The organism is Mycobacterium sp. Root265 (genome assembly GCF_001428895.1).
Classification (GTDB): Bacteria; Actinomycetota; Actinomycetes; order Mycobacteriales; family Mycobacteriaceae; genus Mycobacterium.
Window position 1 is genome coordinate 1 of record NZ_LMJA01000032.1, and the last position, 25,347, is coordinate 25,347.

Here is a 25,347-nt window from a genome sequence, read left to right on the forward strand (position 1 = left end):
CAACCTGACCAGGCTCCACCACGCCACCGGATAGCCCCGAGTCAGCAGCCACAGACGGCCAGCACCAAGAAACCGCCCAACCAATTCGCAACAGCCACTCATTCCGACTCAGACTCCACAAATCGCAACGTTTAGCGAGCTCGGCGGGCCAGACGCTCGGAGTCGCTGATCAGCACGCTCTTGCCCTCGAGCCGGATCCAGCCGCGGTGCGCGAAGTCGGCCAGCGCCTTGTTCACGGTCTCGCGGGAGGCGCCGACGAGCTGGGCGATCTCTTCCTGCGTCAGGTCGTGGGTGACGCGCAGCGCGCCGCCCTCCTGCGTGCCGAAACGCTGGGCCAGCTGCAGCAGCTGCTTGGCGACCCGGCCGGGCACGTCGGTGAAGATCAGGTCGGCCAGGTTGTTGTTGGTGCGGCGCAGACGACGGGCCAGCACGCGCAGCAACTGCTCGGCGATCTCCGGCCGGTCCGCGATCCAGGCGCGCAGCGCCTCACGGTCCATGGAGACCGCACGCACCTCGGTGATCGTGGTGGCGCTGGAGGTACGCGGGCCGGGATCGAAGATCGACAGCTCGCCGAACATGTCCGACGGGCCCATGATCGTCAGCAGGTTCTCCCGACCGTCAGGGGAACGCCGGCCGATCTTCACCTTGCCGGACGTGATGATGTAGAGCCGGTCACCGGGCTCGCCTTCGGCGAACACCGTGTGTCCGCGCGGAAAGTCGACGGGCTGCAGCTGTTTGGTCAGTGCAGCGACCGCAGTGGGTTCTACCCCTTGGAAGATTCCGGCCCTGGCCAGGATCTCGTCCACGTTGCCCCTCTTAAGCTCATCGGGTGATATGTCATGCGTATCAAACCTGCGGTGGCTGACCGCCTAGCTTGTTAGCGAATTCAGTCTAGAGGTTGGCCCGCCGACGACGAGCCAACGCTACACACGATTGGGCTGGCGAGTCGCCGGAAACTGCGGATTGCTCTCGCCGGACGGCGCCAACCGGGTCGGCAGACCGGTGAACGCCTGCGGTTCGCGCGGGGCCGGGCGCTTGCGTTCCAGCAAATCCGTCCCGACATTGCGGCGCAGGGTGGTGGTGTCATCGGTCTCCAAGCTGGCTTCCAGGCGCTCGAGCCCGAAGGTCGCCAGCATCAGCAACCCGGGGATGAAAGCGACCAGCAACCAAGACACACAGGGAAGTAAACACGGCGAAGGTCTCAGCAGGATCACGGTTTGTCACCGGTCGGAACCGGTCTGGCCGGCATTCTTCCCCGTCGCTTCGCTCGCCCATGTCCGCATGTCAGTACGCTGATCCGGGTGAGCGCGAGCACTGTCCGGAGCAAGTCGTCTGCGGCATGGGACCGGGAGACCCATCTCGGTCTGGTCCGCCGGGCCCGGCGGATGAACCGGTCGCTCGCGGTGGCCTTTCCACACGTGTACTGCGAGCTGGATTTCACCACCCCGCTGGAGCTCACGGTCGCGACCATCCTGTCGGCCCAGTGCACCGACAAACGGGTCAACCTGACCACCCCGGCGCTGTTCAAGCGGTACCGCACCGCGCTGGATTACGCCCAGGCCGACCGGACCGAACTCGAAGAGCTGATCCGGCCCACCGGCTTCTACCGCAACAAGACCAACTCATTGATCAACTTGGGCCAGGAGTTGGAGGCCCGGTTCGACGGTGAGGTGCCGAACACCCTGGCCGACCTCGTCACGCTGCCCGGCATCGGCCGCAAGACCGCCAACGTGGTGCTCGGCAATGCCTTCGACATCCCCGGCATCACCGTCGACACCCACTTCGGCCGGCTGGTCCGGCGCTGGCGCTGGACCGCCGAAGAGGACCCGGTGAAGGTCGAGCACATCGTCGGTGAGCTGATCGAACGCCGCGAATGGACGCTGCTGAGCCATCGCGTGATCTTCCACGGCCGCCGCGTCTGCCATGCCCGCCGCCCGGCGTGCGGGGTGTGCGTACTGGCCAAGGACTGCCCGTCCTTCGGCGCCGGCCCCACCGACCCGGTCACCGCGGCAGCGCTGGTGAAAGGTCCCGAGACCGAGCATCTGCTGGCGCTGGCCGGACTGTGAGCCGCTCGGCCCGCTGGACCGCGGCAGTACTGATCATCCTGGTGGCGTTGGGCTACGCGCTGTGGCGTGAACTCGGCACCGACACCTCCGGTCCGGTCGACGCCGACCGACCCGCCGCGCGCGATCATCGCGATGCCGACACCCCGGAAGCGTTGGCGCAACCCCGGGCGCGTGCCGACCTGGCACCCTGCCCGAGCGCACGTGCCGGCGCCGGGCCGCAGTCGTTGCGCGGGATCACCCTGGAATGTGCGGGGGACGGTTCCATGATGGACCTCGCACCGGGGCTGGCGGGCCGGCCGGTGCTGCTCAATCTGTGGGCCTACTGGTGCGGGCCGTGCGCGGACGAACTGCCCGCGCTGGCCGAGTACCAGCAGCGGATGGGTGATCGGGTGACGGTCCTGACGGTGCACCAGGACGAGAACGAGACCGCCGGTCTGCTGCGGCTCGCCGAGCTGGGCGTCCGGCTGCCGACGGTGCAGGACGGGCGGCGCCTCGTCGCGGCCGCCCTCAAGGTTCCCAACGTGATGCCTGCGTCCGTCGTCCTGCGGGCGGACGGTAGCGTGGCCGAAATCCTGCCGCGACCGTTCACCGACGCCGACGAGATCGCCGCGGCGGTGAATCCGTCGATAGGAGTTCCGGTTGAGTAGCACCCGCGGCGGGCAGGAGCGCAGCGACCCGAGGAGTGTTCTGGCGCCGGATGCTGCGCCGCACTGGCTCCGGCCCCTGGTCGGCAATGTCGCCGCGGTGCCCGATGCCTACCGGAGCCGTGTCCCCGCCGATGTGCTGGCCGCCATCACCGCCGCCAACGAAACCGCCACCCGCGCCGGCACCAAACGCGATGCCGCGGTGCTGGTGCTGTTCTCCGGCCCGGCCGAGGCGCCGGCAGACGTACCGCCGCCCGACACCGACCTGCTGGTCACCGTGCGCGCCTCGACGCTGCGCAACCACTCCGGGCAGGCCGCTTTTCCCGGCGGGGTGTCCGACCCGGAGGATGACGGCCCGGTGTCCACCGCGCTGCGCGAGGCCCGCGAGGAGACCGGCGTCGACACGGACCGGCTGATCCCGCTGGCCGTCCTGGACCGGATGTTCATCCCGCCGACCGGTTTTCACGTGGTTCCGGTGCTGGCCTATTCGCCGGACCCGGGTCCCGTGCGGGTGGTGGATACGAAGGAGGCGGCCATCGTCGCGCGGGTTCCGCTGCGCGCGTTCATCAATCCGGAGAATCGGTTGATGGTTTATCGCGAGGCCAACACCAGCCGTTTCGCCGGCCCGGCCTTCCTGCTGAACCAGATGCTGGTGTGGGGTTTCACCGGTCAGGTGATCTCGGCGATTCTCGACGTCGCCGGATGGGCGCAACCCTGGGACACCGACGACGTGCGTGAGTTGGACGAGGCAATGGCACTTGTCGGACGCGTCAGCCAGTACCGTGAGGCCCAACAATGACACCGTCACAGTGGCTCGACCTCGCCATCCTCGCCGTCGCCTTTGTGGCCGCGGTGTCCGGCTGGCGCTCCGGTGCGCTCGGCTCGCTGCTGTCGTTCATCGGCGTGGTGCTCGGCGCCGTCGCCGGGGTGCTGCTGGCACCGCATCTGGTCGGCAACATCGACGGGCCCCGCACCAAGCTGTTCGCGACGCTGTTCCTCATCCTGGCCCTGGTGGTCATCGGTGAGATCGCCGGTGTGGTGCTGGGGCGCGCGGTGCGTAGCGCCATGCGCAACCGCGGTCTGCGCACCATCGACTCGATCATCGGCGCGGCCCTGCAGCTGCTCACGGTGTTGGTGGCGGCCTGGCTGCTGGCCACCCCGCTGACCAGCCAGCCCACTCTTGCCGGGGCCGTCCGCGGTTCCAAGGTGCTCAGCGAGGTCGACGCCCTGGCGCCCGAGTGGCTCAAGAAGGTGCCGGCCCGGCTGGCCGGTCTGCTCGACACCTCCGGGCTGCCTGCGGTGCTCGAACCTTTCAGCCGCACCCCGATCGTCGCCGTCGACGCCCCGGACGCCGCACTGACCGCATCGCCGGCCGTCGAGGCCACCAGGAACAGCGTGGTGAAGATCCGAGGGGTCGCACCCAGCTGCCAGAAGGTGTTGGAGGGCAGCGGATTCGTCATCGCGCCGAACCGGGTGATGTCCAACGCGCACGTGGTCGCCGGCGCGGAGACCGTCACCGTGGAGGTCGGCGGCCAGTCCTATGACGCCAGCGTGGTCTCCTATGACCCGAACCAGGACATCTCCATCCTGGCCGTCCCCGAATTGCCCTCGGTCCCGCTGATCTTCGACGATTCCGAGGCCGAGCCGACCACCGATGCCATCGTGATGGGCTACCCGGGCGGTGGGGACTTCACCGCGACCCCGGCCCGCGTCCGCGAGACGATCGAGCTCAACGGTCCCGACATCTACAACTCGACCACGGTGAACCGCAACGTCTACACCATCAGGGGCACTGTCCGGCAAGGCAATTCCGGCGGCCCGATGATCGACAAGGACGGCAGGGTGCTCGGTGTGGTGTTCGGGGCCGCCGTCGACGACCCGGACACCGGGTTCGTGCTGACCGCGCAGGAAGTGCTGCCGCAGCGGCTCAAGGTCGGCAGCACCGCGCCGGTGCCCACCGGCACCTGCATCGGTCAGCCGGGATAAACCTCATCCAGGAACTGCTGTAGCGCGGCGTTGATCTGCACCGGCGTCTCCTCGTGTGCGAAATGCCCGGCGCCGGGCACGGATACGAACTGGCCGCGGGGTACGAAGGGTTCCGTGCGGCGCACCGAATCGGCGAGCACATACGGATCGGCCGCGCCGCGCAGATGCAGCAGCGGAATGTCCAGGGGCCGTTTCATCGACTGCATGAAGCGTCGTCCCTCGGTGCGGAGCTGACTGCGCACCGCCCAGCGCTGGTACTCCAGTGTCGAATGAGCCGCACCCGGAATCTGAATCGCCTGGCGCAGGTGCCGGACCGTCTCGGCGAAATCCTCGGTCGCCAGCCAGGCGTCGCCGGCCCGGGTGCGCACCACCCGCTCGACTTCGATGGCGTTGTGGCGCATCAATTTGCGCTCCGGCCAGATGGGCAGCTGGTAGCGCAGCAGCCACGGCAGCAGCGCCCGGCGTTGCGCGGAGTTGGTGAGCACCGATTCGCGCAGCGCCACGGGGTGCGGTGAGCTGACCAGAGCGACGGCATCGACGGCACGGGGATGCAGGATCGAGGTGGCCCAGCAGACCAGCCCGCCGTCGGCGTGGCCGACCAGGGTCGCCGAGCTGTGGCCGAGCGCGCGGATCAGGCCCGCGGTGTCGCCGGCCAGCGTCCAGCCGTCATACCCGCGGGGCGGTTTGTCGCTGCCGCCGTACCCGCGCAGATCGACCGCGACCACCCGGGCGCCCGTCAGGGAGCGCAGCTGATGACGCCAGGACCACCAGAAGGAACCGAAGCCGTGCAGCAGGATCACCAGCGGGCGGTCGGCCTGCTCGGAATCGGCAAGTCCTTCCACGACATGGAAACGGATGCCGTTGGCATGGATCTGCAGGTGTCGCCATGGTCCGTCAATGCGTACAACCGACGGATCCGGCCGGGGTGCCATGAGGCGGTGGGCTACCAGCCCGACGGGTCGGTGGTCAGCGCGGGACGTGGCGCCTCGGGCTTGTCGTGGCCCGGCGTCAGCGCCTCCTTGGTTTCCCGCACCGACTCGATGGTCTGCTGCGGGCCCCGGATGCGGCGCACCTTGAGATAGCCGAACAAGGCCAGGGCAACCGTCGTCAGCACCATGACCCCGAACACGATCAGGAACGCGGCCCAGCGCCACAGCCAGGTGTCCAGCAGCTCGGCGATGAAGAAGAACAGGAAGAAGGTCGAGTAGAACAGCACGACCAGCGCCGCGATGAAGAAGACGCTGCCGGTGAGGCCCTTCTTCACATCGCGGGTGATCTCGGCCTTGGCCAACTCCACCTCGGCGCGCACCAACGTCGAAACCTGTGCGGTCGCGTCCTTGACCAGGTCGCCGATCGACGGATCGACCTTCGGTGCGTGCGGGTCGACGAGCGGAATCGATGTGACGGTGGCAGGCACGCCGTTCTTGCGGTCCCCGTTGCTCGAGCTCATGGGGGCTATGTTGCCATGGTCCGGGGGCGAGCGAAGCGACGGGCAAGCCTCCGAGCAGCTGAGGTCGCCCTTCTGGCCCGACATAGAATGGCGAGCACCGATTGAACGGGGAGATCTTGAGACACCGCTGGCGGTACCTGGCGCGTTTCGTTTCACTCGCGGTGCTGGCCCCCCTCGCAGTGTTGGCGGGACCGGTGGCCCACGCCGACGGACCGGTCGATCTCGGTGGCGGATCGGGCATCGTCATCGACGGTCACGCGTTCTGCACGCTGACCGCGATCGGTCACGACGCCGCAGGAAAGCTCATCGGGTTCACCTCGGCACACTGCGGCGGTCCGGGCGCGGTGGTTGCCTCCGAGGCGGCGCCGACCGCGGGAACGCTGGGGGTGATGGTCGCCGGCAACGACGGCCTGGACTACGCCGTCATCGAGTTCGACCAGCAGAAGGTGCGCCCGGTGAACACCGTCAACGGATTCTCGATCTTCGGGCTCGGTCCAGATCCGGCGTTCGGCGAGGTGGCGTGCAAACTCGGCCGCACCACCGGCTATTCGTGCGGCGTGACGTGGGGCCCGGGACAGGATCCGGGCACCATCCTCAACCAGGTGTGCGGGCAGCCCGGCGACTCGGGCGCACCGGTCACCGTGAACAACCGGCTCGTCGGGATGATCCACGGCGCGTTCACCGAGGATCTTCCGACGTGCGTGGTCAAGTTCGTGCCGCTGCACACGCCCGCCGTCACCGTGTCGATCAACTCGGTACTGGCGGACATCACCACCAAGAACCGGCCGGGCACCGGGTTCGTCCCGGTCTCCTGACCGATTCCCGCAGGCTACTTGCTGGCGCGGATCGCCTCGAACACGCTGGGGTCCACCAGCGTCGAGGTGTCACCGAGCTCGCGGCCCTCGGCCACATCGCGCAGCAACCGGCGCATGATCTTGCCGCTGCGGGTCTTCGGCAGCTCCGGAACCACATGAATCTCCCGGGGTTTCGCGATCGGGGAGATCTCCTTGGCCACTTCGGCGCGCAATTCGTCGACCATCCCCTCGGCGCCACCCTGGGCGCTGGCCTTGAGGATGACGAAGGCGCAGATGGCCTGCCCGGTCTGCTCGTCGGTGGCGCCGACGACGGCGGCCTCGGCGACCCCGGCGTGCCCGACCAATGCGGACTCGACCTCGGCGGTCGAGATGCGGTGCCCGGAGATGTTCATGACATCGTCGACGCGTCCGAGGACCCAGATCTCGCCGTCGCTGCCGTACCGCGCGCCGTCACCGGCGAAATACCAGCCCTGCTCGGCGAATCGCGACCAGTAGGTCTCCTTGAATCGCTCCGGGTCGCCCCAGATACCGCGCAGCATCGACGGCCACGGCTTGTCGAGCACCAGGTAACCGTTGGCCTGCTCACCGTGATCGGTGCCCGGCTTGAGTTCGTTGCCCTCGTCGTCGACGATCTTGGCCGAGATGCCCGGCAGTGGCCGCATCGCCGAACCCGGTTTGGTGGATGTCACGCCGGGCAGCGGGGAGATCATGATGGAGCCGGTCTCGGTCTGCCACCAGGTGTCGACGATCGGGGTTTTGTCATCGCCGAAAACGGTGCGGTACCAGCGCCACGCCTCGGGGTTGATCGGCTCGCCGACCGAACCCAGCAGCCGCAGGCTGGACAGGTCGTGCTCGGCGGGGATCTGACGTCCCAGCTTCATGAACGTGCGGACCAGCGTCGGTGCGGTGTAATAGATGGTGACACCGTACTTTTCGATGATCTCGAAGTGGCGGTGCTCGGTGGGCGAGGTGGGGGTGCCCTCGTAGACCACCTGGGTGACGCCGTTGGACAGCGGCCCGTAGACGATGTAGGTGTGCCCGGTCACCCAGCCGATATCGGCTGTGCACCAGTACACGTCGGACTCGGGCTTGACGTCGAAGACGTTGTGGTGGGTGTAGGAGCTCTGGGTCAGGTAGCCGCCGGTGGTGTGCACGATGCCCTTGGGCTTGCCGGTGGTGCCCGAGGTGTAAAGCAGGAACAGCGGCTGCTCGGCATCGAAGGCCTCGGGGGTGTGTTCGGTGGATGCCTTGGGCACGGTCTCGTCCCACCAGAGGTCGCGGCCCTCGGTCCACGCGACGTCGATACCCGTGCGGCGCACCACGAGTACGTGTTCCACGGTGCTCTTTTGCGTCGAACTGTCTCCTACCGCTTCGTCGACGGCTTCCTTGAGCGAGGCCGCCTTGCCGCGTCGGTACTGGCCGTCGGTGGTGATGACGAGCTTGGCCTCGGCATCGTCGATGCGGGCCCGCAGTGCGGAGGCTGAGTAGCCGGCGAACACCACCGAGTGCATGATGCCCAGCCGCGCGCAGGCCAGCATCGAGATGATGGCCTCGGGCACCATCGGCATGTAGATGGCCGCCCTATCGCCGGCCCGCAGGCCCAGCTCGGTGAACGTGTTCGCAGCCTGGTTCACCTCGTCCTGCAATTGGGCGTAGGTGATGTCGCGGGCGTCGCCGACGGGCTCGCCCTCCCAGTGGATGGCGACCCGGTCGCCGTTACCGGCTTCTACGTGACGGTCCACGCAGTTGTAGGCGACGTTGAGCTTTCCGCCGACGAACCATTTCGCGAACGGAGCTTCCGACCAGTCCAGCACCTCTTCGAACGGGGTCTCCCAGGCCAACCGGTTCGCCTGCTCGGCCCAGAAGGCAAGCCGGTCGGCCTCGGCCGCGTCGTAGAGGTCACTGGTGGCATTGGCGCTGGCCGCGAAGTCCGCCGGCGGCGGGTAAGCGGACGGGACGCCGGTCTGCGTGGCGGTGGTGTTGCTCATGGATGTGAGCCTAGTCACCAAACGTTCACCGTCGTTGGTGCCTCACAAGATGCGCTGCGGGCGGTCCGCCTACTGCGCCGAACGTCGAAGATTGCGAGCCCAGCGGTCGGCTAGCGTTACCGCAATGACCGATCCACTCGCCCCGCTGATGGCGCTCGAAGGGGTAACGGCAGCCGGTGAAGAGGCCCGCGAGGAGCTGGGCCGGGCCCACCGTCACCGCACCAACCTACGCGGATGGCCGGCCACCGCAGCCGAAGCGGCCCTGCGGGCGGCGCGGGCATCCTCGGTGCTCGACGGCGGCTCGCTGAGTCTGTCCGAGAACGGCGAGCCCGACGCGGTGCTGGCCGGTTCGCTGCGGGTGTCCGAGGCGCTGGAGGGCGGGGCGAACGCGCTGACCGGGGTCTGGCAGCGTGCGCCGCTGCAGGCGCTGGCCAAATTGCATGCGCTGGCAGCCGCGGACCTGGTCGACGACGAGCATCTGGGCCGTCCGCGGCCGGCACCGGAGGTGGGGCCGCGACTGGAGATGCTGGCCGAGCTGGTGACCGGTGGGACCAATGTGCCCGCCTTCGTCCTGGCTGCCGTCGCGCACGGGGAACTGCTGACGCTGGCGCCGTTCGGCACCGCCGACGGTGTGGTGGCGCGGGCGGTGTCCCGGCTCATCACGATGTCGAGTGGTCTGGATCCGCACGGGCTCGGGGTGCCGGAGATGTTCTGGATGAAGCAGTCCGGCAACTACCGGGCGGCCGCCCGTGGGTTCGCGTCGGGAACGCCGAACGGGCTGGGTGCGTGGTTGGTGCTCAGCAGCCAGGGGTTGCATGCCGGTGCGCGCGAAGCGCTTTCGATCGCGCAGGCCGCGAAGGGCTGACCCAGCAAATAAAAGCGGGCGACGATCCGTGATCGGACTCTCGTCCGACTCGGCTCGCCGCCCGCTAGCACGGACTCCGGTTACCAAGCGTGCTCTGGTGGGTTGTGTGGGTGGCCTCGGCGTTCTCCCGATGCGCTACGACTGCAACCCCACCCAAGGGGTCGTCGCGCCGTTCGCTTTTCGGAATTCCGCAGGCCCACAACGCTTCTGCCTGTATGGCGGCATGTGCTCCGCGTGGGTTCCGGTGATCCGTGCTAGGACGCTCGACTCGGGAGATCACACCTTCTCTTCTGGTGTGGCCTTGGCCTTGCCAAGCTTCCGTGCCTCCTTTGTACTCCGTGACCGCGGTCACAGCAAGTACCAAACGGGTGCGAATCCGGATCGTTACGGGCCGGCTTGCAGCTACCGACGGGTAACGGTGCGCGGCAGCACCTTCCGGAGCAGCGAATAGGTGAGTGCTCCGCCGGCCAGCGCGCTCAGTCCGACGGCGACGGTCGTGGCGACGGCAGCGCCCGACGGTGCGGGCAGCCGGTCCCGCAGCGGCACCGGGCGGCTGAAGGTCAGCACCGGCCAGTCGCGGGTGGCGGCCTCCTTGCGCAGGCCGCGGTCGGGATTGACCACCGACGGATGACCCACGGTCTCGAGCATCGGCAGGTCGGTGATCGAGTCGGAGTAGGCGTAGCAATGCTCCAGCGAGTAACCCTCGCGGGCGGCGAGTTCGCGGATCGCTTCGGCCTTGCCTTCGCCGAAACAATAAAAGGCAACCTCGCCGGTGTACTTGCCGCCTTCCACGACCATCCGGGTGGCCATCGCATGGGTGGCGCCGAGGGCGGCGGCGATCGGCGCGACGATCTCTTCGCCGGAGGCCGACACGACCACCACGTCGCGCCCGCACAATTTGTGGTCGGCGATCAGGTTGGCGGCCTCCGCGAAGACCAGCGGATCGACGATCTCGTGCAGGGTCTCGCCGACCACCGAACGCACCTGTTCGACGTCCCAGCCGGTGCACATGTCGGTCAGGTAGGTACGCATCCGGTCCATCTGATCGTGATCGGCTCCGGACATCAGGAAGAGGAACTGGGCGTAGGAGGACTTGAGCACGGCGCGGCGGTTCAGCAGCCCCTGATCGAAAAACGGTTTGCTGAACGCGAGAGTGCTGGACTTTGCTATGACGGTCTTGTCGAGGTCGAAAAACGCCGCCGTCCGGACCGGTGGAGGGGTGTGCGCTGCGGGTTCCGGCACACCGTATTCGTCGGCGGGCCCCTCGGATGCCGTCACGGGATCCAGCATAGGGGGAGGTGCAGGGAGTACTTTCCCAACGCTGGGAAAGTGGCAGCTCAAGACACCTGTCGCAACCTGCACAAATTTTCGCAAATCGGGTAAACGTCCTGCATCGCTACTTGCGCCGGCGGCCAATCCCGTGTGTATAGTGGGCCTTACTCGGCTATGTCCGAGTGTGGATCAGCCCGACCCCCCGGGGCTGATACACGACGACCTCCGCCTCCTCCCCCCCTGGCGGGGGTCGTCCCTTTTTCTGGGTAAGTCCACCCCCGCACCGAAGATTCCAGCACAGCTGAGAATCGTTGCGGAACGGGATTTTCACAAGATCAGACGCCCGTCGAGTTGTGCACAATTGCCGATCCATCCACAGATCGTCCGCACCCTCTGGCGCTGTCCACACACCCCTGGGCACGGTGGACGAATGACGCCTGCGACCGCAGTACTCGCCCTGGTCGATGACCGCGCGCTGCGCGAGGACCTCGACCGGGTGGCGGCCGCTGCGGAGGTCCGGGTGGTTCACGTACAGCGCCCGTCCAGCCGCACCGTGTGGGTGAGCGCGCAGGTGGTGGTGCTCGACGCAGCGGCGGCCCGCCGGTGCGCGGATGAGGACCTGCCGCGGCGCGACCGTGTCTACCTGGTGGGGTCGGCCGAACCCGACGGCGGCGACTGGGAGGCGGCGGTATCCGTTGGAGCGCAACGGGTTATCCGGCTACCCGATCAGGACGGCGAGTTGGTGGATGCGTTTGGCACGGCAGCGCAGAGCACCGGGTCGAGTACCCGCCGGGGGGCGGTCATCGCGACCGTCGGCGGGTGCGGAGGCGCGGGCGCCTCCCTGTTCGCCGCGGCATTGGCGCAGGCCGCACCACAATCCCTGCTCGTCGACACGGACCCGTGGGGCGGCGGCCTGGACCTGGCGATGGGCACCGAGGGCCTACCCGGTCTGCGGTGGCAGGACCTCACCTTGCGCGACGGCCGGCTCGGATACGACGCGCTACGAGCCGCGCTGCCTGCGCGGGGCGGCGTCTCGGTGCTCTCGGGTGGCCGGCAGGGCATCGAGATCGAGGCCGGGCCGCTGAGCGCGGTGATCGATGCGGGTCGCACCGCCGGGGTGACGGTGGTGTGCGACGTTCCGAGGCGGGTCACCTCCGCGGTCGAGGTGGCGCTGGAGTCGGCGGATCTGGTGGTCATGGTCGTGCCGGCCGATGTCCGCGCGGCGGCGGCCGCCGGTGCGCTCGCCGGGTGGGCCCGGACGGTGAATCCGAATGTCGGACTGGTGGTGCGTGGCCCGGCGCCCGGCGGGCTGCGTGCCGTCGACATCGCCGAGACCGTGGGGCTGCCGCTGATCGCGGCGATGCGGCCGCAGCCCGGGCTGGCCGACACCATGGAGCGCGGCGGCCTTCGGATGCGGGCCCGGTCCCCGCTGGCGCGGGCGGCGGCGGGTGTCCTGGGGCTGCTGTCGTGACCGGGTCGCTGATCGACCGGGTCCGGGAGCGGCTCGCCGTCGAGCAGGCACCGCTCCACCCCACCGTCGTCGCCGACGCCATCCGTGCCGAATCCGGCGGTCTGCTCGGTGACACCGAGGTGCTCGCCGGCATGCGGATCCTGCAGACCGAGCTGACCGGCGCAGGGGTGCTCGACCCGCTGCTGCGCGCCGACGGCACCACCGACGTGCTGGTCACCGGTCCCGACGCGGTGTGGGTGGATGACGGAAACGGTCTGCGCCGCAGCCAGATCCGATTCCCTGACGAGGATGCGGTGCGCAGGCTGGCCCAGCGGTTGGCGCTGGCGGCGGGCCGCCGACTGGACGACAGCCAGCCCTGGGTGGACGGGCAGCTCAGCTGCCTCGGCGAGGACCTGGTCCGGTTGCACGCCGTGCTGCCCCCGATCGCGGCCGCCGGGACCTGTATCTCACTGCGCGTGCTGCGGCCGGCCCGACAGGATCTGGCGGCGCTGATCGCCACCGGCGCGATCCCCGGTACCGCCGCCGAACTGCTCCGGCGGATCATCGCCGCCCGGCTGGCCTTCCTGATCTGCGGCGGAACCGGGTCTGGGAAAACTACCCTGTTGTCGGCGGCCCTGGGTGCTGTCGTCGCGGCAGAACGCATCGTGTGCGTCGAGGACGCACCCGAACTCGCGCCGCGGCATCCGCACGTGGTGAACCTGGTGGCCAGGGGCGCCAATATCGAAGGTATAGGCCAGGTTACGGTACGTGACCTGGTGCGTCAGGCGTTGCGGATGCGCCCCGACCGCATCGTGGTGGGCGAGGTGCGCGGCGCCGAGGTGGTCGACCTGCTCACCGCGCTGAACACCGGCCACGACGGCGGCGCCGGCACCGTGCACGCCAACAGCCCCGCCGAGGTCCCCGCCCGCCTGGAGGCACTGGCCGCTCTGGGTGGTCTGGACCGCGCGGCGCTGCACAGCCAGCTGGCCGCCGCGGTGCAGGTGGTGCTTCACGTGGGGCGTGACTCGGCCGGACGCCGGCGACTCACCGAGATCGCGGTGCTGAGCCGCGGCCCTGACGGCTGGGTGGCCGCGCGCACCGCGTGGCACGCAGATCACGGGTTCGGCTCCGGTGCACAGACATTGAACGATCTGCTCGATGTGCGGAGTCGACGGTGACGGCCGCGGCGGCCCTGTTGGCGGCGGCGCTGCTGGTGGCGCCGGCACCGGCGCGGGTCAGACTGACAGGACCGGGCAGTCCGCGCACACTGCCGCCCTGGGCACCGTGGTGCGCAGCCGTGCCGCCTGTCCTCGTGGCGATCATCGCGCTGGAACCGACCGTGATGCTCGCGGCGGCCATCGTGGCCGGCACGGTCCTCGCCCGCCGGCGCGGCTCATCGGCACGGCGGCGACGGGTTGCCGAAGCGGCCGCGTTACGGGACGGACTGGACATCCTGGCCGGTGAGTTGCGGGCCGGCGCCCACCCGGTGGCGGCCTTCGACGCGGCTGGCACCGAGGTGGGCGACGACGTGGGCGAGCGGTTGCGGGTGGTGGCCGCGCGGGGTCGTCTCGGGGCCGACGTCGGTGCCGGGATCCGTGCGGTGGCAGCGATATCCGCGCAGCCGGACTGCTGGGAGCGGCTCGCGGTGTGCTGGGAGTTGGCGCAGTCGCACGGTCTGGCGATCGCCACGCTGATGAGGGCCGCACACCATGACATCGTCGAGCGGGAAAGATTCCGGGTCCGGGTCGATGCCGGGCTGGCGGGGGCACGGACGACGGCTGCCGTGCTGGCCGGGATGCCGGTGCTGGGCATCGCGCTGGGTCAGGCGATCGGTGCGGATCCGGTGTCCTTCCTGCTCTCCGGCGGCGCCGGCGGTGTTCTGCTGGTCATCGGGATCACGCTGTCCTGCCTGGGCCTGCTCTGGTCCGACCGCATCGTCACGGGATTACCCACATGAGTTGGGCCGCACTGCTGCTGGCCGCCGCATTACTGGTGGGCGCCGGTCCGCGAAGGATCCGGGGCAGCGCCGGCACTGCCGCCGCGTCGCCCGGACTGCGGGCCGACCCGCTGGCGGCTGCCTCCTGTTTCGATGTGCTGGCAGCCTGCCTGTCCGCGGGGATGGCGACGGCGGCGGCCGCCGCTGCGGCAGCGGACCTGGCGCCACCGGCACTGGCGGACCAGCTGACCCGGGCCGCGCATCTGCTCGCACTGGGTGCCGAATCCGAACGGGCCTGGGCCGATCCGGGGGCCTCGGGCGACCGGCACGGCGCGGTGCTGGCCCGGCTGGCGCGGCGGTCGGCGAGCTCGGGTGCCGCGCTGGCAGGCAGTGTGGCCGAACTGGCCGACCAGGTTCGCGTCGATGCCGGGTCCGCGGCCGACGCCGCCGCCGAACGGGCGTCGGTGCTCATCGCCGGTCCGCTCGGACTCTGCTACCTGCCGGCGTTCATATGCCTGGGAATCGTCCCGGTGGTCGCCGGACTAGCCGGTGACCTGATGTGGTCAGGACTGTGGTGAAAGGGAAAACAGAACATGCTCAACATAATTCGGGAGCTGCAGGTGCGGCTGATGGTGGCGGCCGGGGACGAGTCCGGGATGAGCACCGTGGAGTACGCCATCGGCACAATCGCCGCGGCAGCCTTCGGCGCGATCCTGTACACGGTGGTGACGGGGGACTCCATCGTCAGTGCCCTGTCCAACATCATCACCCGCGCGCTGAACACCAGCGTCTGACCGATGACACCGGGGCCGTCACCGTCGAGGCCGCGTTCGCGATCGCGGCGCTGGTATCGGTCCTGGTGGTCTGCCTGGCCGGGCTCAACGCCGCGGTGCTGCAGATCCGGTGTGTCGACGCCGCGCGGGAGGCGGCGCGGCTGGCCGCCCGCGGGGATGACGGTATCGCCGCCGCACGGCGGGTCGGTCCGGTCGGGGCTGTGGTGTCGGTGCACCGCGAGGGGGAGCTGCTGGTCGCCAGGATCAGCACGACATCGGCTCTGCTGCCGGGGATCACCATCGCCGCGGAAGCCGTGTCGGTGGCCGAGCCGGGCCGCTGAGGACGCCGGATCCGCGAGCCTGGCCGCGCTGGCCATGGTCGTGGTGCTACTGGCTGTGACCGCCGGCGTGACGGTGCTGGGCTCGGTGGTGATCGCGCGGCACCGGGCCCAGTCCGCGGCCGACCTGGCGGCGCTCTCGGCGGCCGCCGCGCTCACCTCCGGGCATCAGATCGCCTGCGCACGTGCGATATCGGTGGCCACCGCCATGCGCACCACGGTGACAGACTGTGCGGTGCACGGCCTGGACATCGTCATCGCGGTGGCGGCCGACGCGGGTGTGCCGGGCTGGCGGGCATCGGCGCGAGCCCGGGCCGGGCCCGGCGAACCGGGTGGCTAACCGGCCGAGTCCGCCGATTTGGCCTTGCGCAGTATCGATTTGAGACCGGTACGGGCGACCGGCTCGGCGCCGTCGACCACGGTGGCACCGTGCTGCGATGCGGCGAGCTCCTCGTCGGTGGGCAGCCGCATCGACAGCAGGGCGGCGTAGGTGTCGTCGTCGAGTTCGACCTTGTTGGCGGTGATGTGGATCGGGGTGAAGCCACCGCCGACGGCCGGCAGCCGCAGCACCCGCGCAGTCGGGCCGTGCATGAATTCCTGCATCATCGAGGCGACCAGAGGTTCGTCGGCGGGATCCAGGGCGGGTTCGCCCCGCTCGCGGGCGCGCCAGTCGTAGTGCGGACTCGGCCGGTCCAGCCATTTGAGCAACCGCCAGTGGTTCATGTCGACCAGTGCCCGGTGCACGCCGGGCGCGGCCAGTCCGTTGAGGATCCGCTGCGCCAGATCGTCGGGGCGCACCACTGGGCCCTCACGCACGCTGCGCCAGTTCATCGCCCGGCAGATCAGCCGCTCGCCGCCGTCCTCCTGCTGTTCCTGGACCGCCCGGGCGACGAAGCCCACGGTGATCGGCTGCCCCTGGTAGTCGGTGACATTCCAGGTGCTGCACAACGTCATGCCCGGTTTGGCCTTGATGACCATGGACAACACCTTGGACTCATGGGGGTTGAGCTCACGGGCGGGCAGGTCCTCGGCGAATGCCCGGCCATGGGTGGCCTCGGTGGCGATGTCGCGGCCCGCGTTGGTCAGCGATTCCGGGGTGTCGGTGGCCACCCCGGAGGTCAGATCCCATTTGAGCGGCCCCGGGATCGGGCGCTGCGGGGGTTCGGCATCGGGTGGTCCGATCCACAGATGCACGCCGTGGATCACCCCGTCGGACATGTGCACCACCTCGGTGCGGATCACGCGGTCGTGTTTCGGCGTGATGATGCTCAGCGCGTGACCGGCCCGCACGGTCTCGCCGATGGCCGACTGGATGGCCATCAGATGCGGGTTGCGTCGCAGGAAGCTGCTGGTCGGTACCAGGTTCTTGGTGCGGGAGCCCTGCGCGACGACGGCGGGCTCGTCCCCGAGTGTCTCCACGAGCAACCAGTCGTGGTCCATGGGGGCAGTTTAGCTGGCAGGTGGCGCACCACCCGCAATTCTGCGGCCTTCGGAATCAGTCGAACCACACGGCCGGCGGGCGATTGTAGACGCCATTTCGGCGTCCGTGTGCAGCGATTATGAGTTGCAGATGGCCGAGTTCAGAAGGTACTTTGCCCTCTGCGCCCGGATCTCCGGGGTTGAAAACGGATCGCGTTGTCCGACCGTTTTGTCGCGAAGCCTGTGTGCTCGGCGTCGCTGGTGTCGGCACATTGCTGGACGAGGCGGTCGACGAGGGGTGGACCGCTGTGCGGTATCAGTGCCGCGCCAGCGCGTCGAGCACCAGGCGCAGCACCCGCACCGCACCGGCCTTGTCCAGCGGATCGTTTCCGTTGCCGCACTTGGGGGACTGCACGCACGACGGGCAGCCGGCCGGGCAGTCGCAGGCCTCGATGGCCGCGGCGGTCGCCGCCCACCAGGTTTCGATCTGCCGGTAACCGCGGTCGGCGAACCCAGCCCCGCCGGGATAGCCGTCGTAGACGAAAATCGTCGGCAGGCCTGCCAGCTCACCCGGCCCGGGCCCGACCGCCGTGGACACACCGCCGATGTCGCCGCGGTCGCAACTGGCTACCAGCGGCAGCAGACCGATCGCGGCATGCTCGGCGGCGTGTAGTGCGCCGGGCACCGACAGCGCCTCGACACCGTTGTCGGCCAATGCTTCCGGTGTGATCGTGCACATCACCGCGACGGTGTCGAGAGTGCGGGTCGGCATCTCCAGCTCGATGAAGTCGATGACCTCGCCGTCGAGAGCACGCCGCAGATAGCCCGTCACGGTGTTGGACACCGACACCGGCACCACGCCGACCGTCACCGGGCCGTGGCGGTGCAGCTCACCGTCACCGGTGACCGCGATGTCGGTCAATTCCCGAGCCGAGGTGGTGTACCCCGGGTCCCCGGCGTGCACCAGGGCGATGCCGTCCTCGAAGTCCAGTGCGTCGACGACGTAGGTCTCGCCCTGGTGCAGGTAGACCGCCCCGGGATGCACCGACGCCGGGGCCTGCCCGGTCCCGGTGGTGCCCAGCACCCGGCCGGTTCCGTTCTCCAGGATGGCGATCTGGCCGCCCGAGGAACCGCGGATGTCGACGGCCGGGTGCGGGTCGACACCCGGTGCCGGAAAGTAGCCGCCCGGCCTGCGGCGCAGCAGCCCATCGTCGATCAGCGTCGCCGCCACCGCCTCGGCGTCCCAGATACGCACCTCGGCATCAGTGAGCGGCAGTTCGGTGGCCGCACACAGCAGTTGCGGCCCGAGCACATACGGATTCCGTGGGTCGATCACGACGCGTTCGATCGGCTTGTTCAACAACGCCTGCGGGTGATGGACCAGATAGGTGTCCAGCGGGTCGTCGCGGGCGATCAACACGATCAGAGCGCTCTGCCCGCGCCGCCCCGACCGGCCGGCCTGCTGCCAGAACGAGGTGACGGTGCCCGGGAAGCCGGCCAGCACCACCGCGTCGAGGCCGGCGATGTCCACCCCGAGTTCCAGGGCGTTGGTGGTGGCCAGGCCGCGCAGCTCACCGTCGGACAGCGCCCGCTCCAGGGTCCGGCGATCCTCGGCGAGATAGCCGGCGCGGTAGGAGGCGACGGTGTCGACCAGATCCGGGGCCACCTGTTCGAGGCGGGTCCGCGCCCCGAGTGCGGCCAGCTCGGCGCCGCGGCGGGACCGCACGAAGGTCAGGGTGCGCGCCCCCTCGGCCATCAGGTCGGCCATCACCCGGGAGGCCTCCGCGCCGGCCGAGCGCCGCACCGGTGCACCGTTCTCCCCGACCAGGTCCGCCAGCAGGGCGGGCTCCCACAACGCCACCGTCCGGCCACCCTGCGGCGAGCCGTCCTCGGTGACCGCAATGACGGTCTGCCCGATCAGCTCGGATGCGGTCTCGGCGGGCGCGGCGGTGGTGGCGCTGGCGAAGAACACCGTCGGCGATCCCGAGTAGCGCTCGCACAGGCGCAGCAGACGGCGCAGCACCATCGCCACGTTGGAACCGAAAATGCCCCGGTAGTAATGGCATTCGTCGACGACGATGAACTGCAGATTGCGCAGGAACACCGCCCACTTGGCGTGGTTGCGTAGCAGCGACAGGTGGATCATGTCCGGGTTGGAGAAGATCCACCGCGACCGTTCGCGGGCGAACCGGCGCAGATCGGTGGTCGCGTCGCCGTCATAGGCGCTGGGTGCGACATCGCGCAGGCTCGGTACCGCATCGGTCAGCGCCTGCGCGGCGCGCAGCTGATCGTGCCCGAGAGCCTTGGTGGGGGACAGGTACAGCGCCCGGGCCCGCGGGTCGGCGGCCAGCGCGGTGAGGATGGGTAGCTGATATCCCAGGGACTTGCCCGACGCCGTGCCCGTGGACAGCACCACATGCCGTCCGGCATGGGCCAGATCTGCCGCGGCCGCCTGGTGTGACCAGGGTGTGCTGACGCCGCGGTCGGCGAATGCCGCGACGATGTCGGGATCGGCCCAGTGCGGCCAGTCCCGGCTGTCGCTGCGCCGCGGCGGCAGGTCCTCGACGTGGCGCACCGGATGTTCGTCGGGGGCGGTGCCCTCGATGGCGCGCGAGAGCAGGTCCCGGCCGAAATCGGACCCGGAATCTGCCGCGGAACCAGACAACTGTCGCCTCTCAAGATCTTTTTGATGTGTACCCAGCTGAATTGTTAACTACATGATCATTTTCGAGACTGTCGCAGACGCGTTGAACGTGGTTGACTGATCGTGGTCGCAGCTTCTGTGTTCGTGTTTCAGCACCCGCAGGATCGAACGTTGCGATCGCGGTTCCTGCGAGGTTGTAGGTCGGGTCGAGTTCCGGCGACACACGCGTTGGTATGGCGGTCGGAACGGGCCCGGTACACCGGAAGTCGGTGAACCGCACCCGGTAAGAGAAGGAATGTACGAGAGATGCCACAGGGAACTGTGAAGTGGTTCAACGCGGAGAAGGGCTTCGGCTTCATCGCCCCCGAGGACGGCTCCGCTGACGTGTTTGTCCACTACACGGAGATCCAGGGGTCGGGCTTCCGCACCCTTGAGGAAAACCAGAAGGTTGAGTTCGAGGTCGGCCAGAGCCCCAAGGGGCCGCAGGCCACCGGCGTTCGCGCCGTCTGAGCCATCGCAATAGGGAGACACCCCCGGCCCAGCCGGGGGTGTTTTCGTATCGGACGCCGATAGTGTCGAGCGTGTGAGCCAGCTGTCGTTCTTCTCGGCAGAGTCGGTACCGCCGGCCGTCGAGGACCTGACCGGGCTGCTGGCTGCCCATGGTCAGGTGGTCATCACCGGTGGTGAGGCCCGCCTGTCCATCGTGGTCGATCAGCTCTGGCGCGCCCGAGAACTGGCCGCGATGATCACCGAGGTCGGCCTGGAGCCCGAAATCCTGCGGACCGACGAGAGCACACCGCTGGTGCGTACCGGCATGGACAGTCGGCTGGCGGGTATCGCCGCCGAGTGGACCCGCGGCGCGGTGAAGACCGTTCCCGGCCATTGGCTGCCAGGTGCGCGGGAATTACGTGCGTGGACGCTCGCCGCGGGGACCCCCGAAGCGTCCGACCGGTACTTGCTGGGATTGGATCCGCACGCACCCGACACCCATCCGGTACTGGCATCGGCGCTGATGCGGGTGGGTATCGCCCCGACATTGATCGGCACCAGGGGTTCGCGCCCGGCGTTGCGGATCAGTGGTAGGCGACGACTATCACGGCTGGTAGAGAACGTCGGGGAACCACCCGGCGACACCGACGCGTTTGCACAATGGCCGAGAATATAAGGAATGCTGACGGGCGAGCCAGTTTGCGTTGGTTCGCCCAGGATGCGAAATTGTCAGTTGCCAGCGTGCCGTACGGCGGCTTGGCAACAGAGAAGTGGAGTGTAAGAGCAGGTGGCTGACGACGACCGGAGCCGGGCAGGCGCCGGTAACGTTCGGCGGCTCGTAATAGTCGAGTCGCCGACCAAAGCGCGCAAGATTGCGGGCTACCTCGGCTCCAACTACGTCGTCGAGTCCTCGCGCGGCCACATCCGTGACCTGCCGCGAGCGGCCGCCGACGTGCCCGCGAAGTACAAATCCGAGCCGTGGGCGCGCCTCGGCGTCAACGTCGATGCGGATTTCGAACCGCTCTACATCGTCAGCCCCGATAAGAAGAGCACGGTCACCGAGCTCAAGGCCCTGCTCAAGGACGTCGACGAGCTCTACCTCGCCACAGACGGTGACCGCGAGGGCGAGGCCATCGCCTGGCATCTGCTCGAAACCCTCAAGCCGCGCATCCCGGTCAAGCGGATGGTGTTCCACGAGATCACCGAGCCGGCCATCCGCGCGGCCGCCGAAAACCCCCGCGACCTCGACATCGACCTGGTCGACGCGCAGGAGACCCGCCGCATCCTGGACCGGCTCTACGGCTACGAGGTTTCCCCCGTGCTGTGGAAGAAGGTCGCGCCCAAGCTGTCGGCCGGCCGCGTGCAGTCGGTGGCGACCCGCATCATCGTCCAGCGCGAGCGCGAGCGGATGGCCTTCCGCAGCGCCGGGTACTGGGATGTCACCGCCGAACTCGATGCCAGCGTGTCCGACCCGCAGGCCACCCCGCCGCGGTTCACCGCGAAACTCAACACCGTCGACGGGCGTCGGGTCGCGGCAGGCCGCGACTTCGACTCCCTGGGTGGGGTCAAGAAGCCCGACGAGGTCCTGGTGCTCGACGAGGCCGCCGCAGGGGCGCTGGCCAGTGGCCTGCGTGGGGCCCAGCTGGCCGTCTCGTCGGTGGAACAGAAGCCCTACACCCGCAAGCCCTATCCGCCGTTCATGACGTCCACGCTGCAGCAGGAGGCCGGCCGCAAGCTGCGGTTCTCCTCCGAGCGCACCATGAGCATCGCGCAGCGGCTGTACGAGAACGGCTACATCACCTACATGCGTACCGACTCGACGACACTGTCGGAGTCGGCGATCACAGCGGCGCGCAACCAGGCCGGCCAGCTTTACGGCCAGGAGTACGTGCACCCGACCCCGCGCCAGTACACCCGCAAGGTGAAGAACGCGCAGGAGGCCCACGAGGCGATCCGGCCCTCCGGTGACGTGTTCCAGACCCCGGGCCAGCTGCACAGCGCGCTGGACAACGACGAGTTCCGGCTCTACGAGCTGATCTGGCAGCGCACCGTGGCCTCGCAGATGGCCGACGCGCGCGGCACCACTCTGAGCCTGCGGATCGCCGGGCAGGCGTCCTCGGGTGAGCAGGTGGTCTTCAACGCCTCCGGTCGCACGCTGACCTTCCCGGGCTTCCTCAAGGCCTACGTCGAGAGCCTCGACGAGCAGGCCGGCGGCGAGGCCGACGACGCCGAGAGTCGGCTGCCCAACCTGACCCAGGGCCAGCGGGTGGATGCCGCCGACCTGACCGCCGACGGCCACACCACCTCACCCCCGGCGCGCTACACCGAGGCCTCGCTGATCAAGGCGCTGGAAGAACTCGGCATCGGGCGCCCGTCGACGTACAGCTCGATCATCAAGACGATCCAGGACCGCGGCTACGTGCACAAGAAGGGCAGCGCCCTGGTGCCGTCCTGGGTGGCGTTCGCGGTGATCGGCTTGCTGGAACAGCATTTCGGGCGCCTGGTGGACTACGACTTCACCGCTGCCATGGAGGACGAGCTCGACGCGATCGCCTCGGGCAATGAGCGACGTACCAACTGGCTCAACAACTTCTACTTCGGTGGCGAGCACGGCGTCGAAGGATCGATCGCCCGTGCGGGCGGCCTCAAGCAGCTCGTGGGCGGCAATCTGGAGGAGATCGACGCGCGACTGGTCAACTCCATCAAGCTGTTCGACGACGAAGAGGGTCGCGCCGTCAACGTCCGGGTCGGCCGCAACGGGCCGTACCTGGAGCGGATGATCGCCGATCCGGACAATCCCGGCGAGCTGAAGCCGCAGCGCGCCAACCTCAAGGACGAGCTGACGCCCGATGAGCTGACTCTCGAGTTGGCCGAAAAGGCTTTCGCCACACCGCAAGAGGGTCGTTCGCTGGGTGTCGATCCAGAGTCCGGGCACGAGATCGTGGCCAAGGACGGCCGTTACGGTCCGTACGTCACCGAGGTGCTGCCCGAGCCGCCGGAGGATCCCGAAGACGGTGTGGCGGCGAAGAAGGGCAAGAAGCCGACCGGCCCGAAACCGCGCACCGGTTCGCTGTTGCGCACGATGGACCTGGAGACGGTGACGCTGGAGGACGCCCTCAAGCTGCTGTCGCTGCCGCGCGTCGTCGGTGTGGACCCCGCCAACAACGAGGAGATCACCGCCCAGAACGGCCGCTACGGCCCGTATCTGAAGCGCGGCACCGATTCCCGTTCGCTGGCCACCGAAGAGCAGATGTTCACCATCACTCTGGACGAGGCGCTGAAGATCTACGCCGAGCCCAAGCGGCGCGGCCGTCAGGGTGCGGCCACCCCGCCCCTGCGTGAACTCGGCAACGATCCGGTGTCCGAGAAGCCGATGGTGATCAAGGACGGCCGGTTCGGTCCCTACGTCACCGACGGCGAGACCAACGCCAGCCTGCGCAAGGGCGATGACGTGCTGTCGATCACCGATGCCCGCGCCTCCGAACTGCTCGCCGACCGGCGCGCCCGTGGCCCGGTGAAGAAGGCGGCCAAGAAGGCGCCGGCGAAGAAGGCCGTCAAGAAGGCCGCCGCGAAGAAGGCGCCCGCCAAGAAGGCCGTCAAGAAGGCTTAGCTCGACAACGCGCGGTGGTACGACCGCGCGGGCCGGGCCAGCTGAGTGGGGGCCTTGCGGCCGCGCAGCTCGACGATCTCGCCGACATCCCAGCACAGGGCTTCGGCGTCGAGCGCACCGCTGACCGCGATGGCCGAGGCGAGCACATGGCCCACCTCCAGCTTCGCCAGCTCGGTGAGCCGGGCGGCCTCGTTCACCGGATCGCCGATCACGGTGTACTCGAAGCGGGCCTGCGCGCCGATATGGCCGGCGATCGCCCGTCCGGCCGACACGCCGATACCGAACTCGGTCTGCCCCAACACGTTCACCAGTTCGTCGTGCAGCTCGCGGGAGGCCGCCAGCGCGGCCCCGGAGGCGTCGGGGTGTTCGATCGGGGCGCCGAAGATGGCCAGCGCGGCGTCACCCTGGAACTTGTTGACGAACCCGCCGTGCTTGTTCACGGTGTCGACGATGACGCGGAAGAACTCGTTGAGCAGGTTGACGACCTCGGAGGCGGGGATCGTGGAGGCCAGCTGCGTCGAGCCGACCAGGTCGACGAACAGCACCGCAACATCGCGTTCCTGGCCGCCCAGTTCGGTCCCGCGTTCCAGCGCGCGGCGGGCCACATCCTCGCCGACGTACCGGCCGAACAGATCCCGCAGGCGCTGCCGTTCGGCCAGATCGCGCACCATGTCGTTGAAGCCGGCCTGCAGCAGGCCCAGCTCGCTGGCGTCGTAGATCTGCATGTGGGCGTTGTAGTTTCCGCGCTGCACCTCGCCGAGGGCCCAGCGCAGCTGGCGCAGCGGGTCGGCGATAGACATCGAGACCAGCACGGTGCCGACCAGGCCGATGAGCAGCGCAGCGATGGCCAGCAGCAGGATCGGGGTGGTCAGCTTCTCGGCGGGCGCATTGAGGACACCGAACTTGCTCGCCACCACCGCCAGCACGATCGCCAGGATGGGCACCCCGGTGGACAGCACCCAGGTGAGCACCTGGCGCAGGATGACCCCGGGTGCCCGGAAGTTCTCCGGGACGCCGGTGCGCAGCGCGGCGACCGCCACCGGGCGCAGCACCCGCTCGGACTGCAGATAGCCGATGATGGCGACCGCGGTGGCGCCCAGCGCGGTCGCGACCGCGACGACGGGGGCCGACTTACTGGCCACCGGCCAGCTCGCCACGATGAAGACGATGGAGCCCAGGCACCAGTTGGTGACGTTGATGACCGACCGGTAGAAGGGCATTTTCAGCGCCCGGACCCGGGCCACCTCGGTGATGGTGGTGGAGGTGTCACCCAGCAGCGTGTCGCGGCGTTGCCAGCGGATCACCGGGATGAGCATCCGCAGGGTGATGTACGCGGCGATGGTGAACGAGACGAAGAGGTAGGCCAGGAAGACCGCCAGGTTGAACGCCGGAAGCTCCTGGAGCTGGATGCGGTCCTCGGGCGGCAGACCGTAACGCAGGAAGCCCAGGACCAGCAGTGCGCCGATGATATCGGCCTGCACCATGCCCAGCCCGAACACCGGCCATGGCGTGCGGGCCACCCAACGGACGAACGCGCTGACGCGTCCTACCAGTGTCACCTCCGCACTCACCCGTTCACCGTATCGGTCAAGGGGGACGTGT

At 68.8% G+C, this 25,347-nt stretch carries 25 protein-coding genes; 16 read left to right on the forward strand and 9 right to left on the reverse strand.

What is annotated here, in order from left to right:
* Positions 1-131: 131 nt before the first annotated feature.
* Both crp and ASE48_RS29435 read right to left on the reverse strand, forming a co-directional pair.
* Positions 132-806, reverse strand: a complete 675-nt coding sequence (gene crp, locus ASE48_RS29430; RefSeq protein ID WP_019510750.1) for a cAMP-activated global transcriptional regulator CRP — start codon at positions 804-806, stop codon at positions 132-134.
* 117 nt (positions 807-923) lie between these two features.
* On the reverse strand, positions 924-1,175 hold the full coding sequence (locus tag ASE48_RS29435) for a hypothetical protein (protein ID WP_082614522.1): 252 nt from the start codon (positions 1,173-1,175) through the stop codon (positions 924-926).
* Between the two features lie 210 nt (positions 1,176-1,385).
* Here ASE48_RS29435 and nth point away from each other — a divergent pair, with 210 nt between their 5' ends.
* From nth to marP, 4 genes are read left to right on the forward strand one after another with little or no spacing between them, the layout of a single operon-like run.
* Complete coding sequence (gene nth, locus ASE48_RS29440; protein ID WP_057170757.1) at positions 1,386-2,066, forward strand: endonuclease III; 681 nt, start codon at positions 1,386-1,388, stop codon at positions 2,064-2,066.
* Positions 2,063-2,713, forward strand: coding sequence for a TlpA family protein disulfide reductase (locus tag ASE48_RS29445; RefSeq protein WP_057170758.1), 651 nt, complete (start codon positions 2,063-2,065; stop codon positions 2,711-2,713). Before nth ends, ASE48_RS29445 begins: the two co-directional genes overlap by 4 nt.
* A complete protein-coding gene (locus tag ASE48_RS29450) occupies positions 2,706-3,509 on the forward strand; it encodes an NUDIX hydrolase (RefSeq protein ID WP_057170759.1) in 804 nt (267 codons plus the stop codon). The genes ASE48_RS29445 and ASE48_RS29450 overlap by 8 nt, the downstream gene beginning before the upstream one ends.
* Positions 3,506-4,696 carry an acid resistance serine protease MarP gene (gene marP / locus ASE48_RS29455; RefSeq protein WP_057170760.1) on the forward strand — a complete coding sequence of 397 codons (1,191 nt, stop codon included), beginning with the start codon at positions 3,506-3,508 and terminating at the stop codon, positions 4,694-4,696. The genes ASE48_RS29450 and marP overlap by 4 nt, the downstream gene beginning before the upstream one ends.
* Here the strand turns inward: marP and ASE48_RS29460 are convergent.
* Positions 4,684-5,628 (reverse strand): alpha/beta fold hydrolase, encoded by a 945-nt coding sequence (locus ASE48_RS29460; RefSeq protein ID WP_057170761.1) that lies wholly within the window; start codon positions 5,626-5,628, stop codon positions 4,684-4,686. The genes marP and ASE48_RS29460 overlap by 13 nt on opposite strands.
* Positions 5,629-5,639: 11 nt before the next feature.
* Positions 5,640-6,146 (reverse strand): phage holin family protein, encoded by a 507-nt coding sequence (locus tag ASE48_RS29465; RefSeq protein ID WP_057170762.1) that lies wholly within the window; start codon positions 6,144-6,146, stop codon positions 5,640-5,642.
* A 161-nt stretch (positions 6,147-6,307) separates the two neighbouring features.
* Between ASE48_RS29465 and ASE48_RS29470 the strand changes: the two genes are divergently transcribed.
* Positions 6,308-6,961, forward strand: a complete 654-nt coding sequence (locus ASE48_RS29470) for a S1 family peptidase (RefSeq protein WP_235571708.1) — start codon at positions 6,308-6,310, stop codon at positions 6,959-6,961.
* A 14-nt stretch (positions 6,962-6,975) separates the two neighbouring features.
* Here ASE48_RS29470 and acs read toward each other — a convergent pair whose 3' ends face one another.
* Positions 6,976-8,949 carry an acetate--CoA ligase gene (gene acs / locus ASE48_RS29475; RefSeq protein WP_057170763.1) on the reverse strand — a complete coding sequence of 658 codons (1,974 nt, stop codon included), beginning with the start codon at positions 8,947-8,949 and terminating at the stop codon, positions 6,976-6,978.
* 124 nt (positions 8,950-9,073) lie between these two features.
* Between acs and ASE48_RS29480 the strand changes: the two genes are divergently transcribed.
* A complete protein-coding gene (locus ASE48_RS29480) occupies positions 9,074-9,814 on the forward strand; it encodes a hypothetical protein (protein WP_057170764.1) in 741 nt (246 codons plus the stop codon).
* A 402-nt stretch (positions 9,815-10,216) separates the two neighbouring features.
* Here the strand turns inward: ASE48_RS29480 and ASE48_RS29485 are convergent, their stop codons facing one another.
* Positions 10,217-11,092: an HAD-IB family hydrolase gene (locus ASE48_RS29485; RefSeq protein WP_442928783.1), complete on the reverse strand. Its 876-nt coding sequence runs from the start codon at positions 11,090-11,092 to the stop codon at positions 10,217-10,219.
* Between the two features lie 424 nt (positions 11,093-11,516).
* Between ASE48_RS29485 and ssd the strand changes: the two genes are divergently transcribed.
* From ssd to ASE48_RS32940, 7 genes are read left to right on the forward strand one after another with little or no spacing between them, the layout of a single operon-like run.
* Positions 11,517-12,557: a septum site-determining protein Ssd gene (gene ssd, locus ASE48_RS29490; RefSeq protein WP_057170766.1), complete on the forward strand. Its 1,041-nt coding sequence runs from the start codon at positions 11,517-11,519 to the stop codon at positions 12,555-12,557.
* Complete coding sequence (locus ASE48_RS29495; protein WP_057170767.1) at positions 12,554-13,714, forward strand: TadA family conjugal transfer-associated ATPase; 1,161 nt, start codon at positions 12,554-12,556, stop codon at positions 13,712-13,714. The genes ssd and ASE48_RS29495 overlap by 4 nt, the downstream gene beginning before the upstream one ends.
* Positions 13,711-14,493, forward strand: coding sequence for a type II secretion system F family protein (locus ASE48_RS32930; protein ID WP_057170768.1), 783 nt, complete (start codon positions 13,711-13,713; stop codon positions 14,491-14,493). Before ASE48_RS29495 ends, ASE48_RS32930 begins: the two co-directional genes overlap by 4 nt.
* Entirely contained in the window at positions 14,490-15,050 is a 561-nt protein-coding gene (locus ASE48_RS29505; RefSeq protein WP_057170769.1) for a type II secretion system F family protein, read from the forward strand. Before ASE48_RS32930 ends, ASE48_RS29505 begins: the two co-directional genes overlap by 4 nt.
* Before the next feature lie 15 nt (positions 15,051-15,065).
* Positions 15,066-15,266, forward strand: coding sequence for a DUF4244 domain-containing protein (locus tag ASE48_RS29510; protein ID WP_057170770.1), 201 nt, complete (start codon positions 15,066-15,068; stop codon positions 15,264-15,266).
* Positions 15,263-15,586, forward strand: coding sequence for a TadE family type IV pilus minor pilin (locus ASE48_RS32935; RefSeq protein ID WP_156409446.1), 324 nt, complete (start codon positions 15,263-15,265; stop codon positions 15,584-15,586). Before ASE48_RS29510 ends, ASE48_RS32935 begins: the two co-directional genes overlap by 4 nt.
* A gap of 19 nt (positions 15,587-15,605) precedes the next feature.
* A complete protein-coding gene (locus ASE48_RS32940; protein ID WP_156409447.1) occupies positions 15,606-15,923 on the forward strand; it encodes an Rv3654c family TadE-like protein in 318 nt (105 codons plus the stop codon).
* On the opposite strand, the gene ASE48_RS29525 is transcribed toward ASE48_RS32940, so the two are convergent.
* Both ASE48_RS29525 and ASE48_RS29530 read right to left on the reverse strand, forming a co-directional pair.
* The gene (locus ASE48_RS29525; protein ID WP_057170773.1) at positions 15,920-17,023 is read right to left on the reverse strand and encodes a PAS domain-containing protein; all 1,104 of its coding nucleotides are present in this window, start codon (positions 17,021-17,023) and stop codon (positions 15,920-15,922) included. The genes ASE48_RS32940 and ASE48_RS29525 overlap by 4 nt on opposite strands.
* A 295-nt stretch (positions 17,024-17,318) precedes the next feature.
* Positions 17,319-19,667 carry a DEAD/DEAH box helicase gene (locus tag ASE48_RS29530; protein WP_057170774.1) on the reverse strand — a complete coding sequence of 783 codons (2,349 nt, stop codon included), beginning with the start codon at positions 19,665-19,667 and terminating at the stop codon, positions 17,319-17,321.
* Between the two features lie 285 nt (positions 19,668-19,952).
* Between ASE48_RS29530 and ASE48_RS29535 the strand changes: the two genes are divergently transcribed.
* The 3 genes from ASE48_RS29535 (at position 19,953) to topA (ending at position 23,745) form a co-directional block, all read left to right on the forward strand.
* On the forward strand, positions 19,953-20,156 hold the full coding sequence (locus ASE48_RS29535; RefSeq protein ID WP_006243848.1) for a cold-shock protein: 204 nt from the start codon (positions 19,953-19,955) through the stop codon (positions 20,154-20,156).
* 73 nt (positions 20,157-20,229) lie between these two features.
* A complete protein-coding gene (locus tag ASE48_RS29540) occupies positions 20,230-20,811 on the forward strand; it encodes a hypothetical protein (RefSeq protein ID WP_057170775.1) in 582 nt (193 codons plus the stop codon).
* A 111-nt stretch (positions 20,812-20,922) separates the two neighbouring features.
* Positions 20,923-23,745 carry a type I DNA topoisomerase gene (topA, locus tag ASE48_RS29545; RefSeq protein ID WP_057170776.1) on the forward strand — a complete coding sequence of 941 codons (2,823 nt, stop codon included), beginning with the start codon at positions 20,923-20,925 and terminating at the stop codon, positions 23,743-23,745.
* Here topA and ASE48_RS29550 read toward each other — a convergent pair.
* Positions 23,742-25,316 (reverse strand): adenylate/guanylate cyclase domain-containing protein, encoded by a 1,575-nt coding sequence (locus ASE48_RS29550; protein ID WP_057170777.1) that lies wholly within the window; start codon positions 25,314-25,316, stop codon positions 23,742-23,744. The two genes, topA and ASE48_RS29550, sit on opposite strands and share 4 nt — an antisense overlap.
* Positions 25,317-25,347: the final 31 nt, after the last annotated feature.

Excerpts from the sequence above, each read along its gene's own strand:
- nth (WP_057170757.1), top strand. The coding sequence starts at position 1,386 with ATGAACCGGTCGCTCGCGGTGGCCTTTCCACACGTGTACTGCGAGCTG.
- ASE48_RS29505 (WP_057170769.1), top strand. The coding sequence starts at position 14,490 with ATGAGTTGGGCCGCACTGCTGCTGGCCGCCGCATTACTGGTGGGCGCC.
- ASE48_RS29510 (WP_057170770.1), top strand. The coding sequence starts at position 15,066 with ATGCTCAACATAATTCGGGAGCTGCAGGTGCGGCTGATGGTGGCGGCC.
- marP (WP_057170760.1), top strand. The coding sequence starts at position 3,506 with ATGACACCGTCACAGTGGCTCGACCTCGCCATCCTCGCCGTCGCCTTT.
- ASE48_RS29480 (WP_057170764.1), top strand. The coding sequence starts at position 9,074 with ATGACCGATCCACTCGCCCCGCTGATGGCGCTCGAAGGGGTAACGGCA.
- ASE48_RS29465 (WP_057170762.1), bottom strand. The coding sequence starts at position 6,146 with ATGAGCTCGAGCAACGGGGACCGCAAGAACGGCGTGCCTGCCACCGTC.
- ASE48_RS29535 (WP_006243848.1), top strand. The coding sequence starts at position 19,953 with ATGCCACAGGGAACTGTGAAGTGGTTCAACGCGGAGAAGGGCTTCGGC.
- ASE48_RS29525 (WP_057170773.1), bottom strand. The coding sequence starts at position 17,023 with ATGGACCACGACTGGTTGCTCGTGGAGACACTCGGGGACGAGCCCGCC.
- ssd (WP_057170766.1), top strand. The coding sequence starts at position 11,517 with ATGACGCCTGCGACCGCAGTACTCGCCCTGGTCGATGACCGCGCGCTG.
- ASE48_RS29460 (WP_057170761.1), bottom strand. The coding sequence starts at position 5,628 with ATGGCACCCCGGCCGGATCCGTCGGTTGTACGCATTGACGGACCATGG.
- acs (WP_057170763.1), bottom strand. The coding sequence starts at position 8,949 with ATGAGCAACACCACCGCCACGCAGACCGGCGTCCCGTCCGCTTACCCG.